The sequence below is a fragment of the Butyrivibrio sp. genome, assembly GCF_017433805.1.
Classification (GTDB): domain Bacteria; phylum Bacillota; class Clostridia; order Lachnospirales; family Lachnospiraceae; genus Butyrivibrio.
Genome location: NZ_JAFRGN010000040.1, coordinates 108,320 through 123,903, shown reverse-complemented (window position 1 = coordinate 123,903; position 15,584 = coordinate 108,320). Strand labels below are relative to the sequence as shown.

Sequence of the window (15,584 nt, the reverse complement as noted above, 5' to 3'; positions counted from 1 at the left end):
TCCATTTTTGTTTAGGCAATATTTGGTAAGGAAAGGAAGTTATGAAAGTAAAAGCATGTATTTATACTGATGTGGGAACAACCAGAGATGTTAACCAGGACGCGGCACTTATCAAAGTGGCCAATACAAAGAATCATGGAAGAATATCTCTTGTTGCTGTGTGTGATGGTATGGGAGGCCTGTCCAAAGGCGAAGTGGCAAGCTGTAAAGCTATCAGGACTTTGGAATCCTGGTTTCATGAGGAGCTCAGTCTTTTGCAGAATCTGTCGGAAAAAGACCTATGGGAAGCTGTAGAAGGCTCTTTTGACAGAATGATCAGAAGAATAAATGGCGACTTGAAAAGATATGGTAAGCACAGGAATGTTCAGCTTGGAACTACGCTGACAGCTCTTTTGCAGATCGGAAATAAGTACCTGTCTGTAAATGTGGGAGATTCCAGGCTATATGCAGTAAGTGCCAAGGAAGTGGACCGACTTACCAAGGATCAGAGCGTGGTTCAGGATAAGCTGGATAAGGGACTTGTTTCTGAAAGTGAAGCGGCAAGTGATGAGGAGAAGTCTGTTTTACTTCAGTGTCTAGGAACAGCACATGCGCCTGTGCCCGAGATCAAAAAGGGCGTCTTAAAAGGAAATACTACGATAGTTGCCTGCAGTGATGGCTTTTGGAGAACTCTTGAAGCTGAGGATCTAAGGACAAAGCTCTGCCCTCAGATGTGCATTACGGATGAAGAAATGCTGGAACAGTGCAGGAAGCTTGCGGACAAGGCAAAGGATAAATCCGAGGACGATAATATTACTGTGGCTGCCATGTGCCTGGAAATGTGAGGCTGATATGGAAGGATATGAGATTATTAAGCCTCTTGGCAGTGACGGAAATTGCAATGCTTTTCTGGGAAAAGAGATAGAGTCAGGGCAGCTTGTGACCATAAAGAGGTGCAAATCCGCTGAAGGCGAGCTGGATGAAATAGAGAAAAAGAACCTTTTTAATGAGAGTAGAGTTCTGGAGGGGCTTGATCATGAGGCAATTCCAAAGCTTTATAAGAGAAGCCCTGAAGAAATAGTACTGGAGTATGTGCCGGGTAACAGTCTTGAGAAAGTTCTTTTGACAAAGGGAACATTTGCTGAGAAGGATGCTCTACGAATAGCATATGAGCTTGCTGGGATTATGAGATATCTTCATGGGAGACGTTCTCCAATAATATACAGGGACCTTAAGCCTGCCAATATCGTTATGAAGCCAGATGGTCATGTTAGTCTTATTGATTATGGCGCAGCCAGGTTCTATGAAAGAGGTGAGAGGGCAGATACACTGAACCTGGGAACGCTTGGGTTTGCGGCGCCAGAGCAGTTTGGATATCTGGGACAGACTGATCCCAGAACGGATATTTTCTGCTTTGGAATGACTCTTTTGCAGCTGGTATCAGGAGTTGATACAAGGGACATGGACGCTGTGGTTAATTACAAGAAAAATGGAGTCAAAGGAATTTCACAGGACCTTTTGGGGATAGTTGAGAAGTGCACAAGAGCAGACAGAGAGGATAGATTCAGGTCTTTTAAAGAGATTCAGGAGGAACTGGGGGCGCTGCCAAAGAGAAAGAAGCTTAGAAAGATTAAGGGTGCTTTAAAGGTAATGGCGCTGGCTTCATGCTTATCACTGATCATATCTGCGGGAATCATAAAGGGTGAGGAACTGACAGATTATGCTACTGCGGATATGTCTGCAAGACTCCCTGCTGTGAGAATAAGGCTTGGCTACGCCAGGTTGTGGATTGAGAATTATTTGTTTAACGAGAATGACGAGGTTATAGATATAGAATGATGATTTTTGTTTATACTTTCGCAATCGTGATGATTGCGCTGGTGGTGATACTTGGAATTGGAAGCCTTCTGGGAAATGAAGGTGAAGAGCCTGTCAAAGCGGTTGAAGGCAAGGCAACAGCAGCTATGTGTACCACAAGGCTTCTGGAAGCGATAGATTACAGTGAGGAGTTTTCAGAGGATGATTTTGTAATTGAGCAGGATCTGGTTTATACCTATGATTCGCTGAATTTATAGTGATTTAATGATCTGCACTGAACATATGTTCCTAAAATTATAGACATATATTTTTAATGATGTTATACTTGCTCCATGACGAATTAATTGTGATTTATTGAATTGGACGTTGAACGATTTCACGAGAAAGCGGGCAAGATGGAGTTCAAGTTACATAGTGATTTTAAACCTACAGGTGATCAGCCACAGGCTATTAAGGAGCTGGTTGAGGGGTTCAAGGCTGGCAATCAGTTTGAGACTCTTCTGGGAGTAACAGGATCTGGTAAGACTTTTACCATGGCCAATGTTATACAGGCTCTGCAGAAGCCTACGCTGATCATTTCTCATAATAAAACTCTGGCAGGACAGCTCTACGGCGAGATGAAGGAATTCTTCCCGGAGAATGCTGTTGAGTACTTTGTATCTTACTATGACTATTATCAGCCAGAGGCTTATGTTCCCCAGACAGATACGTATATTGCCAAGGATTCATCTATCAATGACGAGATAGATAAGCTCAGACTCTCGGCAACAGCATCTCTTGCAGAGCGCAAGGATGTAATTGTTGTTGCCAGTGTGTCATGTATCTATGGTCTTGGTAGCCCTGAGGAATTTAAGGGGATGTCTATTTCTCTGCGTCCTGGGATGCGCAAGGATAGAGATGAGACGATCAAAGAGCTGGTGGCTATTCAGTATAATCGTAATGATCTGGAGCTTAGCAGATGTAACTTCAGGGTGCGCGGAGATACAATCGAGATTTTCCCAGCTAATGCTGATGATTATCTGATCCGTGTTGAGTTCTTTGGAGATGAGATAGATAGAATCTGTGAGGTTGAGCCTGTTACAGCCAAGGTCAGAAGTGAGCTGTCTCACGTTATGATTTATCCTGCTTCTCACTATGTTGTTCCACAGGAGAAGATCAATATGGCCTGCGACAATATTGAGAAGGAGCTTGAGGAGCAGATCAAGTTCTTTAAGGGGGAAGACAGGCTTATTGAGGCTCAGAGAATATCTGAGCGTACTAATTTTGATGTTGAGATGATGAGGGAGACTGGCTTTTGCTCGGGTATTGAGAACTACTCAAGACACCTTAATTTTATGAAGCCTGGTGAACCACCTCTTACGCTTTTGGACTTCTTTGACAGGGACTTTTTGATAATTGTGGATGAGTCACATATGACTATTCCTCAGGTTGGAGCCATGTATCACGGCGACAGGAGTAGGAAGCTTACTCTGGTTGACTATGGCTTCAGACTTCCATCTGCGCTTGACAACAGACCTCTTAACTTTGAAGAGTTTGAGTCTCATATAGATCAGATGTTGTTTTGTTCTGCTACTCCTGGTAAGTATGAGGAGGAACATGAACTCCTTAGGACAGAGCAGGTAATCAGGCCTACAGGTCTTTTGGATCCAGAAATCTCCGTAAGGCCGGTTGAGGGACAGATTGACGATCTCATTGGTGAGATCAGGACAGAAGTTGATAAGAAGAACAAGGTTCTTGTAACAACCCTTACTAAGAGAATGGCTGAGGACTTGACAGAATATCTTGCAGAGTCAGGAATCAGGGTTAAGTACCTGCATTCAGATATCGATACTCTTGAGAGATCAGAAATCATCAGAGATATGCGACTTGATGTATTTGATGTTCTCGTCGGCATTAACCTTCTAAGAGAAGGTCTTGATATTCCTGAGATTTCGCTGGTTGCTATTATTGATGCGGATAAAGAGGGGTTCCTACGATCTGAGACATCGCTTATTCAGACTATTGGACGAGCAGCCAGAAACTCTGAAGGCCGGGTTATCATGTATGCTGATAACATGACAGAATCTATGCAGAAGGCCATTGATGAGACCAAGAGGCGTCGTGCGATTCAGGAGAAGTACAATGAGGAGCATGGCATCACGCCACAGACTATCAAGAAGGCAGTTCGTGATCTTATCGCTGTGACCAAGGCCGTTGCCAAGGAAGAGGTTAAGTTTGAGAAGGATCCTGAGTCTATGGATCAGGCAGAGCTTGAGAAACTCATCGGACAGGTTCAAAAGAAGATGAAGAAAGCTGCTACGGAGCTGGATTTCGAGACTGCTGCTACGCTGCGTGATCAGATGATAGAGCTTAAGAAGATTCTTAATGACCTGACTGAAGGTAAGTAATAAATATCACTGTGTGAATTAGTATTAATCGGAGCATATTATGACAGTTGAAAATAGTAAGATGACCAAGAAGAATACCACGACCAAGAGGATTTTGCCCTCTGATATTCATGACTATATCAGGGTTCGTGGTGCCAATGAACATAATCTCAAGAATGTAAGTGTCAAGATTCCAAGGGAGACACTCACTGTATTTACAGGTCTTTCCGGCTCTGGCAAGTCTTCTCTTGCCTTCGATACAATTTTTGCAGAAGGACAGAGACGCTATATGGAGTCATTGTCTTCCTATGCCAGAATGTTCCTGGGACAGATGGACAAGCCGAATGTTGAGAGAATAGAGGGACTTTCACCTACTATCTCTATTGATCAGAAGTCTACCAACAAGAACCCTAGATCAACAGTTGGTACAGTTACTGAGATTTATGACCATTTCAGACTTTTGTATGCCAGAATTGGTATTCCACACTGCCCTAACTGCGGAAGAGAAATAAGACGCCAGACTGTTGATGAAATGTGCGATCAGATCATGTCTCTTGGTGAGGATACTAAGCTTCAGATCATGGCACCTGTAGTAAGAGGTAAAAAGGGTGAGCATGCCAAGACTCTGGACAGAGCCAGAAGAGCAGGCTATGTGAGAGCCAGAATTGACGGAAGCCAGTATGAGATCTCAGAGGAAGAGATCAAGCTTGATAAGAACATCAAGCACTCTATTGAGATCATTGTAGATAGAATTGTAGTTCACAAGGATAATGAGAACCTCAGAAGGAGACTTACAGACTCTGTTGAGAGTGCTCTTGCACTGGCAGATGGGCTTCTTCTTGTGGATGTTATAGATGGCGAGGAGCTTAGCTTTAGCCAAAATTTTGCATGCCCGGATTGTGGTGTCAGTATTCCAGAGATTGAACCAAGAAGCTTTTCTTTTAACAACCCATTTGGTGCATGCCCGGACTGTTTCGGACTTGGTTACAAGATGGAGTTTGATGAGGATCTGATGATCCCTGATAAGAGTCTTTCTCTTAATGATGGATGTATCGTAGTTATGGGCTGGCAGTCCTCCAACAAAGAGGGAAGCTTCACTAACGCTACGCTCAAGGCTCTTGCCAAGGCTTATAAGTTTAGCCTTGATACTCCATATCAGGATCTTCCTGAGAATGTACGTCACATGCTGATCCACGGTGCTGACAAGATGGTTAATGTACACTATGAGGGCAGCAGGGGTGTTGGCGATTATCCAGTTCTTTTTGATGGACTTATCAAGAATGTTGAGCAGAGATATAAAGAGACCTTCTCTGAGAACATGAAGGCTGAGTATGAGGAGTATATGAGAATCACTCCTTGTCAGCTCTGCGGTGGTCAGAGACTTAAGAAGGAATCACTGGCTGTAACAGTAGACGACAAGAATATCTATGAGATCACATCCATGTCCATCGGTGAGCTTCATGATTATCTTGAGAACCTTAATCTGTCTGAGCAGCAGATGGTCATCGGTGCCCAGGTACTCAAGGAGATAAGGGCAAGAGTTGGATTCCTCATCGATGTAGGTCTTGATTATCTGTCTCTTTCAAGAGCTACAGGTACTCTTTCTGGTGGTGAAGCGCAGAGAATCAGGCTTGCAACACAGATTGGTTCAGGACTTTGTGGAGTATGCTACATCCTGGATGAGCCTAGTATCGGTCTTCATCAGAGGGATAATGACAAGCTCCTTAATACCCTCAAGAATCTGAGAGATTTAGGCAATACCCTTATTGTTGTAGAGCATGATGAGGATACCATGAGGGCAGCAGATTATATCGTGGATGTTGGCCCTGGAGCAGGCTCACACGGTGGTAAGATCGTAGCTACTGGTACTGCAGAAGAGATCATGCAGGTAAAAGAGTCTATTACCGGCCAGTATCTGTCAGGCAAGCTCAAGATTGAGGTGCCAGCAGACAGGAGAAAACCTACAGGCTTTATCAAGGTTATTGGAGCGCAGGAAAATAACCTCAAGAATATTGATGTTCAGATTCCACTTGGAGTCATGACTATAGTAACTGGTGTTTCAGGCTCAGGTAAGAGTTCACTGGTCAATGAGATATTGTATAAGCGTCTTGCAAGAGACCTCAATAGGGCAAGATGCATCCCTGGCAAGCACAAGGATATAGAGGGGCTTGATCAGGTGGATAAGGTTATTGCTATTGACCAGTCACCTATTGGTAGAACACCAAGATCTAACCCTGCCACATACACAGGTGTTTTTGACATGATAAGGGATCTCTTTGCCGGAACTCCTGATGCTAAGGCAAGAGGCTACAAGAAGGGCAGATTTTCTTTTAACGTCAAGGGCGGTAGATGTGAAGCCTGCGGCGGTGACGGAATCATCAAGATCGAGATGCATTTCCTTCCGGACGTATACGTTCCTTGCGAAGTATGTAAGGGAATGAGATATAATCACGAGACTCTGGAAGTTAAGTATAAGGGCAAGAGCATTTATGATGTTCTTGATATGACTGTTGAAGAGGCACTGGGCTTCTTTGAGAATGTTAAGACTATCAAGCGCAAGATTCAGACTCTGTATGATGTAGGACTTGGTTATATCAAGCTTGGACAGCCAAGTACTGAGCTGTCAGGTGGTGAAGCTCAGCGTATCAAGCTGGCTACAGAGCTCAGTAAGGTTGGAACTGGTAAGACGGTTTACATTTTGGATGAGCCTACTACTGGTCTTCACTTTGCGGATGTTCAGAAACTGGTCAAGATCATGCACAAGCTTGTAGAGCAGGGCAACACGGTAGTTGTCATTGAGCACAATCTTGATGTTATCAAGACTGGCGATTATATCATCGATATGGGACCTGAGGGTGGTTCTGGCGGCGGAACAGTAGTTGTGTCCGGAACTCCTGAGGAAGTTGCCAAGTGCAAGAAGTCATACACCGGTGCATATATCAAAAAAATGCTAAAGTAACTGCGCAAACCCGCCGATATACTAAGCGGAGATATTTGCATTCTACTATTCACAGTCATACGACTGCTCATAGTAGAATTCAGGGCGATATTAGAGTTTTGCTTCGCAAAAGATCGCCCCTCACTCTTGCATCATATTCTTACGAATCACGCAGCAAGTGCGTGATTCTGATGTGAATAGAAATATTTGCCTCTTTAAAAAGTGCATATTTTGGTTTATAATCGAAATGATATTATGAGCTAATTAGCAGAACTAGAAGTTTTGCTTTACATTTGAAAGGGGTACTTAGGAAATATGCAGTACGCAGATATTGGAATTGATTTAGGTACAGCCTCTGTACTTGTTTATATCAGAGGTAAGGGCGTAGTACTTAAAGAGCCATCAGTTGTGGCTTATGACAGAGATACAGAAGAGATCAAGGCAATAGGTGAGGATGCAAGACTTATGCTTGGCCGTACACCTGGTAACATCGTTGCTGTAAGACCTCTTAGACAGGGAGTTATTTCCAACTACAAGATTACAGAGCAGATGATGAGATACTTCATCAAGAAGGCTATCGGCCGCAGAATCCATCGTAAGCCATTCATCGCTGTATGTGTACCAAGTGGTGCTACAGAAGTTGAGAAGAAGGCCGTTGAGGATGCTACAAGACTTTGCGGAGCAAGGGACGTTAAGACTATCGAGGAGCCTATTGCAGCTGCTATCGGAGCTGGAATCGACATCACCAAGCCATGTGGTAACATGATCGTTGATATCGGTGGTGGTACTTCTGATATCGCAGTTATCTCACTTGGTGGAACAGTTGTTAGTACATCAGTTAAGGTTGCAGGAGACGATTTCGACGAAGCTATCGTTCGTTACATGAGAAAGAAGCACAATCTTCTCATCGGTGATCGTACTGCAGAAGATATTAAGATCAAGATTGGATCAGCTTACCCACGTGCTGAGGATGATTACATGGATGTCAGAGGTAGAAACCTTGTAACAGGTCTTCCTAAGACTGTAAGAGTATCATCTGAGGAGACAGAGGAAGCGCTCAGAGAACCTACATCACAGATTATCGAAGCTATCCACAGTGTTCTTGAGAACACTCCACCTGAGCTTGCAGCTGATATCGCCGACAGAGGAATCGTTCTTACAGGCGGTGGCGCACTTCTTCGTGGACTTGAGGATCTTATCTATTCCAAGACAGGCATCAACACTATGACAGCAGAGGACCCTATGACAGCAGTTGCTATTGGAACAGGTCGTTACGTTGAATTTATCGTTGGTTACCATGAGGATTAATACCCTATTCACGGATTGAATAGTAGATAAGACCAGGATGGTATGAGGAAAATTGGATGGTAAAAGGTCTTTACACTGCTTACACAGGAATGATCAATGAACAGCGCAGAATGGATGTGCTGACCAACAATCTTGCGAATGCCAATACTAACGGATACAAAAAAGAAGGATTAACAGCGCAGGCTTTTAGTGACCAGCTTGCACTGAAAATAAAGGATTATACTGATGCTCTATACACTGCACGTGGACTGGGCATCATTAATCCTGGTGTTAAAATTGGAGAGGGCTACGTTGACTGGAGCGAAGGGCCTATGAAGGAGACTAAGAATACCTTCGACTTCGCTATTGGTGGACGTGGCTTTTTTGCTGTGGAATATACTAATAAGGCCGTCAATATCGAAAGAGATACGGCTGGTGAGATGGATGTAATGTACACCAGAGATGGATGCTTTACCATGAATATTGATGGAGTGCTTACAACTCAGGATGGTGATTTTGTCCTTGATGATGGCGGAAGCCACATTCAGATGGATCCTAACCTTCCTGTAGAGGTTGATACTCTTGGAAATATCATTCAGGATGGTAATGTCGTAGCCAAGATCGGTGTTTATGACTTTGAGGCGACTGTTTATCCTGATGGAAGAATAAGCTATGATAACCTCCTTCACTACGGCGAGAATTTATACATTCCTGCAGGAGATGATGCTGGAGCAGAGGTTGTGGCTAATGCCAAAGTTTATTCAGGCTTTCTTGAACAGTCCAATGTCTCTGTTGTTGATGAGATGGTCAACATGATCGCAACACAGAGAAATTATGACACCAACCAGAGAATGATCACCACTATTGATGGCACTTTGGAAATAGCAGTTAACCAGATAGGAAAAGTCTGATCTAAAATTTAGAAAATTTTAATAAAGTCTACTAGTTCTCAGGCCGATATAAAGATAGAACAAAGATTACCAGTCACGGAGGACGGTAATATAGGTATTATCGAAATCGGAGGTGGCTTATGGTAAGAAGTTTATGGTCCGCTGCAACGGGTATGAACGCCCAGCAGACTAATGTAGATACTATATCTAACAACCTAGCCAATGTTAATACTGCAGGATATAAGGCACAGGGTGCTCAGTTTAAATCTCTCCTGTATCAGGAACTTCAGACAGTTACAACTACAGCTAATGGCGCTCCCAAACCAGTTACTTCACAGGTAGGTTTGGGTACTCGTGTTGCGTCCATAAATCAGTATTTTAAGCAGGGATCTTTTTTGACTAATGATAACCCAGCAGCTCTGGCTATCAGTGGCGATGGATTCTTTAGTTATTTTGATAGTGATGGAACAACTCAGCTCTACACACGTAATGGTAACTTCAGCTGGGCTCTTGCTGATGCTGGTGGAACATCTCTTGTTCTGACTACTTCAGAAGGTAACAAGGTTCTGGATACTACAGGAAAAGAAATTACGGTTGACGGAAACAGAGTTGCCAGCCGTATTACAATCGCCGGCGATGGCAAGATTTATTATCCTGATGAAGCAGGTGTTCCTCAGGACCTTGGTTTCCAGATCGGATTGTGGCAGTTCCCTAACAGAGAAGGTCTTGAGAGAGTCGGCAGCGTAGCATTTATGGAGACTCCTGCAAGTGGAGCAGCTATCAATGAGTCAACAGCAGCTGGCGGAATCAAGAAGAGTGAGATCGTTCAGGGATACCTTGAGGGCTCTAATGTAAACGTTGCTACTGAGATGGTTAACCTGATCGTTGCTCAGAGAGCATATGAAATGAACTCAACAGCAATCCAGACAACAGATGAGATGATGCAGACTGCTAATGGACTTAAGAGATAATCTTAGCTTAGGGGGATGACTATGGCAGGATTAGATATTAGTGGACTTAATGCCACTGCGTTAACTGAATATGCTGTAAACGAGAGCAAAAACGCATCGGCTACGATGATACAGAACAAGCTCAAAAATGTGTCAGAGAAGTCATCTGATGATGAGCTTTGGGCTGCATGTAAGAGCTTCGAGGCATACTTTTTAGAGCAGATGTTCAAAGAAATGCAGAAGTCAGTAGATTCCCTCAAGCCAGATCCACAGGACAGATCCACAAGCACTCTGGTTGATTACTTTAAAGGTGAGACGCTTCAGGATATATGTGGAACAGCCGTAGATACGCAGAGTAATGGCTTTGCACAGATGCTGTATGAAAATCTCAAGAGAAATTATGATATCCCAACTGCTCCGGAAGCCGCTTCCAGCGGTACTGTGACAGAGGGTGTCGAAGAATAAAAAGGATATGATCATAATAACGCGTAATTCTTAAGAAATATTAAGGATTACGCGCTTTTTATTGTGCTATAATGCCTATTATGGAAAATGAGAACGAGATTATAAAAGGATATATTGAACATTTTATATACAAGAATGCTGAGAATGGTTACGGCGTTATCAATCTGATCTCTGAGGATGAAGAGATCATCTGTACCGGCAACTTCAAGGACGCAGATGTTGGTGACAGCCTTGAGATTCAGGGGACGTTTGTTACTCACCCTGTATATGGAGAACAGCTCAAGGTTTCCAACTTTAAGGTTGTTGTTCCTGAGGATGCGGTTTCTATGCGGCGATATCTTGGTTCTGGCGCCATCAAGGGTATTGGAGAGGCACTGGCAGCCAGAATCGTCAAGAAATTCGGTGATGATACCTTTAGAATAATTGAGGATGAACCAGAGCGTCTTGCTGAGATCAAAGGAATCAGTGAGAAAAAGGCCATTGATATAGCTGTGCAAATGGCTGAGAAAAGAGAGATGCGAGATGCCATGATCTTTTTGCAGCAATACGGCATCAGCAATACGCTTGCAGTTAAAATCTTTGGCAAATATGGCAACAGAATATATGCCATTATCAAAGAGAATCCATATCAGCTTGCGGACGATATCAGTGGAGTGGGCTTTAAAACAGCGGATGAGATTGCAGGTAAGGTTGGAATCGCTGTTGATTCCGAATATCGTATAAAGTCAGGTATTTTGTATAGTCTTTTACAGGCTTCTCTTGATGGCAATACATATCTGCCAATAGAGCAGCTAATAGACAGGACGATTGAGATATTATCTGGCGGTCCTCAGAGCGTTATAGATAGTGAGAGTATTAAGACCCAGATCGGCAATCTCATGATGGACAAAAAGCTTGTCTGCAAGAATGAGAATCAGATCTATGCTGCCAGCTATTACTATGAGGAGCAGGGCTGCGCAGCTATGCTAGAAGGGCTTAATCTGGTGGATTCTGTAACAGAGGAGGAGCAGAGGCGATATCTGGACAGAATCAAGGATATAGAGAATAAGCGAGGCGTAATGCTGGATGATCTTCAGCGCGAAGCAGTTCTCAAGAGTATTTCTAATGGAATAGTCATTATAACCGGAGGGCCTGGTACCGGTAAGACTACAACCATCAATACAATTATCAATTACTATGCCAGTGAAGGTCTTGATATTATGTTGGCTGCGCCTACGGGAAGAGCTGCCAAGAGAATGACAGAGGCAACCGGCTATGAGGCCAGAACTATCCACAGACTCCTGGAGGTGTCTGGTCAGGTGAGCGACGATGATGACAGCCGCTCTGGTGGTGTTCATTTTGAGAAGAACAGGGACAACCCTCTTGAGGCAGACGCTATCATCATAGACGAGATGTCTATGGTTGACATCCATCTCTTTTACGCCCTGTTAAAGGCACTTGTACCTGGCACGCATCTGATACTTGTTGGAGATAGTTCGCAGCTTCCTAGCGTAGGACCGGGGCAGGTGTTAAAAGACCTTATTGGAAGTGGTAAGTTTCCGACCATTATACTTCAGAAGATTTTCCGTCAGGCTGAAGAGAGTGACATAGTTATGAATGCTCACAGGATTCACAATGGTGAGAAGCCTGTGCTTGATAATAAGAGTAAGGATTTCTTTTTCCTGGAAAGAGATGACAGCAATGTCATTTACAAGCACATGATCCAGCTCATTAGAGATAAGCTCCCTGGGTATGTTGGGGCTGATTCCTATGATATTCAGGTGCTGACACCTATGAGAAAGGGACCTCTTGGGGCAATCCAGTTAAATCTTGTGTTGCAGGAGTATCTGAATCCTCCGGATCCGTCCAAAAAAGAGCATGCCTATGGCGACCAGATAATCCGCGAGGGCGACAAGGTCATGCAGATCAGAAATAATTATCAGGCTCAGTGGGAAGTTGTTGGTAAATACAATGTGGCTATCGATTCCGGAATGGGTATTTTCAACGGAGATATGGGTATAGTCAGGGAGATCAACGAATATTCCCAGGAGCTGGTGGTTGAATATGATGAACACAGACGTGTCAGATATCCATTCTCTGATCTGGACGAGATAGAGCTTTCCTATGCCATTACTATTCATAAGTCCCAGGGAAGTGAGTACCCGGCTGTTATCATGCCTATACTGGGAGGACCGAGAATGCTCCTTAACAGGAATCTTCTGTATACTGCTGTGACCAGAGCTAAGAGTACTGTATGTATCCTTGGCAGCAGCCAGACACTTTTTAGCATGGTGGAAAATGAGCAGCAGCTCAAGAAATACACAGGGTTAATGGATAGGATAGTAGAGTTTTTTGATGTTTAAGAGTTTTAGTGATAGCTTTTTGGACCTGGGGGACGGGGTTCTTGGTTCAATTTATCCAAGGCACTGTCCGATATGCGACAAGCTATTGCCTGTAGTAGAAATTAAAAATGGAAAATTGCGGTCTGGAAGGCTTATTCATGAGGCTTGTGCCCGGAAGATAAGATATGTCAGGGGTGCTACCTGCATGAAGTGTGGCAAGCTGCTTGCTTCTTCTGAGAGCGAACAGGAATACTGCGGAGATTGCAGGAGAATCAGGCATGTATTTGACAGGGGATTTTCTGTTTTTGATTACAGGAGCATTTCAGGCTCCATTTACAAGTTCAAGTACATGGGAAGGCAGGAATACGCCAGTTTTTACGGCAAGGCGGTTCAAAGGCATCTTGGAAAAGAACTGCTTAGTCTTGGAATTGATGCGATAATACCTGTTCCGATGTACCGGGCCAAAGAGATAAAAAGAGGGTACAATCAGGCGGATGTGTTCGCCAATATGGTTGGAAGAGAATGTGGAATTCCAGTTTATAAAAATGTAATAAAAAGGAATAAAAATACGCTTCCAATGAAGAAATTAGACGCTCGCGGGCGTCGCAATAATTTGAAAAAGGCTTTTAATATAGCCCAAAATGATGTAAAATTTAAATGCATACTTATTATCGATGACATCTATACAACTGGAAGTACTATTGACGAGATCGCCCACGAGTTTCGGATTGCGGGGGTCAGCAGGATTTATTTTTTGACGTTGGCAATCGGGCAAACTACTTAAAATAAACGGAGGTCACTATATGAACTTACGGAATTGTGCAAGATGCGGTAAAATGTTCAATTACATTGGAGGTCAGCCTATTTGCGATCCATGCAAGAAAGCTATTGAGGAAGATTTCCAAAAGGTAAAGCAGTACATCGTCGATAATCCGCGTGCGGGGCTCAGGCAGATTTGCGAAGACAATGGTGTAACTAGCAAACAGTTACAGCAGTGGATTCGTGAAGAGCGTCTCATGTTTACAAGTGATTCTCCAATTCAGCTTCAGTGTGAGAAGTGTGGAGAGCTTATTCAGACAGGAAGATTTTGTGCTAAATGTAAAGGCTCAATGGCGAACAACCTGAATCAGAGTATCGCTAAACCTCAGCCTCAGATTCAGCAGCCAGTTAAGAAAGAGGCTAAGGCCGGAATGCGCTTCCTGGATACATAAGGAGCAGCAATGTTAGATGAAGAAAAAGTCATTTTGATGACCAAGATGACTGCGTTCATAGATCGTGAAGGCAAGAAGAATGACGCGATCAACACATATTTTAAGAGCGATTATGTAGGATATAACATAATCAAGTCAGTGATAAGTGCGACGATCGTGTATTGTATTTTTCTTGGGACCTATGTTCTATGTAAATTTGAGGAGGTTTTATCAGACCTCTACAATACAGAGAATTTATTGTCAGTAGGCAGGAAGTGGTTAATATACTACCTCCTGCTTGTTGGCGTGTATTCACTTGCAACATATGTCATTTATTCCGTTCGATATACCAAAATGCGAAAGAGTATGAAGGCATATTATGGCAATTTAAAAAAACTAGCTAGAATGTACGAGAAAAAGGATTGATAATATGACTTCATTATTGGAACTTAAGCAATACATCAGTAAATTTTATATCAAGAACGAAACTTACATAGCCTATATCTGGAAGTTTCTCTTAGCATTGATCACTATTGGTATCATCAATAACAAGCTTGGTTATATGCAGCCACTTAATAATATCGCTATTGTTTTGATGGCTTCACTTTTGTGCGCTATTTTGCCTGCTAACTTTATAGTGTTTATTGCTGCTGCGTTTATTCTGGGACATTTATATTCTGCAGCTGTTGAGAGTGCCCTTATAGTAGCGATTGTATTTCTTTTGATGTTTCTTCTGTATTTCAGATTTTCACCAAGAGATACACTGGCAGTTCTTTTGACACCAATCTTCTTCTTTTTGCATATCCCTTATGTTATGCCTCTTGCAATGGGACTTTTGGGATTGCCTACTTCAGTTGTATCAGTGTCATTTGGACTTGTAATTGCGTATATGATCAATTATTTTGCAGCTGGTAACAGCGTTGGCAAGATCGGAACAGATGTTGAGGAAGCATCTAACCAGTTCCAGTCAGTACTCAAGGGAATCCTTGGCGACAAGACAATGCTTGTGATGATAATAGCTTTTGCTGTTGCACTCATCGTTGTATATATTATCCGCAGAGCTTCAATTGATTATTCCTGGAGAATAGCAATTGCTGCCGGAGCTATCAGTATTATTGTTTGTATGCTCATTGGCGATCTTGTTCTTGAGACACAGATTTCTTTCTTTGGTGTCATTCTGGGAACAATTGTATCTGCAGCACTGATGCTCGTTGTGGAGTTCTTTGCATTTAACGTGGACTATAGCAGAACTGAAAAGGTTCAGTTTGAAGATGACGATTACTACTACTATGTAAAGGCTGTACCTAAGGTTACAGTTTCTACACCAGATAGAAGAGTAAAGAGAATTAACCGTGCCAAAGATAGGCGCAGATGATATAA

General features: G+C 43.1%; 14 protein-coding genes. All 14 read left to right on the top strand.

Going from position 1 to position 15,584, the window contains the following annotated elements:
• Nucleotides 1-41 precede the first annotated feature (41 nt).
• On the top strand, nucleotides 42-824 hold the full coding sequence (locus tag IJI01_RS10740; protein WP_292189955.1) for a PP2C family protein-serine/threonine phosphatase: 783 nt from the start codon (nucleotides 42-44) through the stop codon (nucleotides 822-824).
• A gap of 7 nt (nucleotides 825-831) precedes the next feature.
• Nucleotides 832-1,818, top strand: a complete 987-nt coding sequence (locus IJI01_RS10735; RefSeq protein WP_292189953.1) for a serine/threonine protein kinase — start codon at nucleotides 832-834, stop codon at nucleotides 1,816-1,818.
• Nucleotides 1,815-2,054 carry a hypothetical protein gene (locus IJI01_RS10730; protein ID WP_292189950.1) on the top strand — a complete coding sequence of 80 codons (240 nt, stop codon included), beginning with the start codon at nucleotides 1,815-1,817 and terminating at the stop codon, nucleotides 2,052-2,054. Before IJI01_RS10735 ends, IJI01_RS10730 begins: the two co-directional genes overlap by 4 nt.
• Before the next feature lie 138 nt (nucleotides 2,055-2,192).
• The gene (uvrB, locus tag IJI01_RS10725) at nucleotides 2,193-4,184 is read left to right on the top strand and encodes an excinuclease ABC subunit UvrB (protein ID WP_292189948.1); all 1,992 of its coding nucleotides are present in this window, start codon (nucleotides 2,193-2,195) and stop codon (nucleotides 4,182-4,184) included.
• Nucleotides 4,185-4,245: 61 nt separating this feature from the next.
• Nucleotides 4,246-7,122 (top strand): excinuclease ABC subunit UvrA, encoded by a 2,877-nt coding sequence (gene uvrA / locus IJI01_RS10720; protein ID WP_292190059.1) that lies wholly within the window; start codon nucleotides 4,246-4,248, stop codon nucleotides 7,120-7,122.
• Nucleotides 7,123-7,416: 294 nt separating this feature from the next.
• Nucleotides 7,417-8,409 carry a rod shape-determining protein gene (locus IJI01_RS10715; protein ID WP_013281982.1) on the top strand — a complete coding sequence of 331 codons (993 nt, stop codon included), beginning with the start codon at nucleotides 7,417-7,419 and terminating at the stop codon, nucleotides 8,407-8,409.
• Nucleotides 8,410-8,465: 56 nt separating this feature from the next.
• The gene (locus IJI01_RS10710) at nucleotides 8,466-9,299 is read left to right on the top strand and encodes a flagellar hook-basal body protein (RefSeq protein ID WP_292189943.1); all 834 of its coding nucleotides are present in this window, start codon (nucleotides 8,466-8,468) and stop codon (nucleotides 9,297-9,299) included.
• A gap of 119 nt (nucleotides 9,300-9,418) precedes the next feature.
• A complete protein-coding gene (locus IJI01_RS10705; RefSeq protein WP_292189941.1) occupies nucleotides 9,419-10,249 on the top strand; it encodes a flagellar hook-basal body protein in 831 nt (276 codons plus the stop codon).
• A 21-nt stretch (nucleotides 10,250-10,270) separates the two neighbouring features.
• Nucleotides 10,271-10,693, top strand: a complete 423-nt coding sequence (locus tag IJI01_RS10700; protein ID WP_292189939.1) for a hypothetical protein — start codon at nucleotides 10,271-10,273, stop codon at nucleotides 10,691-10,693.
• 80 nt (nucleotides 10,694-10,773) lie between these two features.
• A complete protein-coding gene (recD2, locus tag IJI01_RS10695; RefSeq protein WP_330623131.1) occupies nucleotides 10,774-13,035 on the top strand; it encodes an SF1B family DNA helicase RecD2 in 2,262 nt (753 codons plus the stop codon).
• A complete protein-coding gene (locus IJI01_RS10690; protein ID WP_292189933.1) occupies nucleotides 13,028-13,798 on the top strand; it encodes a ComF family protein in 771 nt (256 codons plus the stop codon). Before recD2 ends, IJI01_RS10690 begins: the two co-directional genes overlap by 8 nt.
• Before the next feature lie 19 nt (nucleotides 13,799-13,817).
• A complete protein-coding gene (locus IJI01_RS10685) occupies nucleotides 13,818-14,225 on the top strand; it encodes a flagellar protein (RefSeq protein ID WP_292189930.1) in 408 nt (135 codons plus the stop codon).
• 9 nt (nucleotides 14,226-14,234) lie between these two features.
• Complete coding sequence (locus IJI01_RS10680) at nucleotides 14,235-14,630, top strand: hypothetical protein (RefSeq protein ID WP_292189927.1); 396 nt, start codon at nucleotides 14,235-14,237, stop codon at nucleotides 14,628-14,630.
• 4 nt (nucleotides 14,631-14,634) lie between these two features.
• Nucleotides 14,635-15,579, top strand: coding sequence for a hypothetical protein (locus IJI01_RS10675; RefSeq protein ID WP_292189925.1), 945 nt, complete (start codon nucleotides 14,635-14,637; stop codon nucleotides 15,577-15,579).
• Nucleotides 15,580-15,584 lie beyond the last annotated feature (5 nt).

Excerpts from the sequence above, each read along its gene's own strand:
- IJI01_RS10730 (WP_292189950.1), top strand. The coding sequence starts at position 1,815 with ATGATGATTTTTGTTTATACTTTCGCAATCGTGATGATTGCGCTGGTG.
- uvrB (WP_292189948.1), top strand. The coding sequence starts at position 2,193 with ATGGAGTTCAAGTTACATAGTGATTTTAAACCTACAGGTGATCAGCCA.
- IJI01_RS10690 (WP_292189933.1), top strand. The coding sequence starts at position 13,028 with ATGTTTAAGAGTTTTAGTGATAGCTTTTTGGACCTGGGGGACGGGGTT.
- IJI01_RS10710 (WP_292189943.1), top strand. The coding sequence starts at position 8,466 with ATGGTAAAAGGTCTTTACACTGCTTACACAGGAATGATCAATGAACAG.
- IJI01_RS10680 (WP_292189927.1), top strand. The coding sequence starts at position 14,235 with ATGTTAGATGAAGAAAAAGTCATTTTGATGACCAAGATGACTGCGTTC.
- IJI01_RS10705 (WP_292189941.1), top strand. The coding sequence starts at position 9,419 with ATGGTAAGAAGTTTATGGTCCGCTGCAACGGGTATGAACGCCCAGCAG.
- IJI01_RS10685 (WP_292189930.1), top strand. The coding sequence starts at position 13,818 with ATGAACTTACGGAATTGTGCAAGATGCGGTAAAATGTTCAATTACATT.
- IJI01_RS10715 (WP_013281982.1), top strand. The coding sequence starts at position 7,417 with ATGCAGTACGCAGATATTGGAATTGATTTAGGTACAGCCTCTGTACTT.
- IJI01_RS10675 (WP_292189925.1), top strand. The coding sequence starts at position 14,635 with ATGACTTCATTATTGGAACTTAAGCAATACATCAGTAAATTTTATATC.
- uvrA (WP_292190059.1), top strand. The coding sequence starts at position 4,246 with ATGACCAAGAAGAATACCACGACCAAGAGGATTTTGCCCTCTGATATT.
- IJI01_RS10700 (WP_292189939.1), top strand. The coding sequence starts at position 10,271 with ATGGCAGGATTAGATATTAGTGGACTTAATGCCACTGCGTTAACTGAA.
- IJI01_RS10740 (WP_292189955.1), top strand. The coding sequence starts at position 42 with ATGAAAGTAAAAGCATGTATTTATACTGATGTGGGAACAACCAGAGAT.
- recD2 (WP_330623131.1), top strand. The coding sequence starts at position 10,774 with ATGGAAAATGAGAACGAGATTATAAAAGGATATATTGAACATTTTATA.
- IJI01_RS10735 (WP_292189953.1), top strand. The coding sequence starts at position 832 with ATGGAAGGATATGAGATTATTAAGCCTCTTGGCAGTGACGGAAATTGC.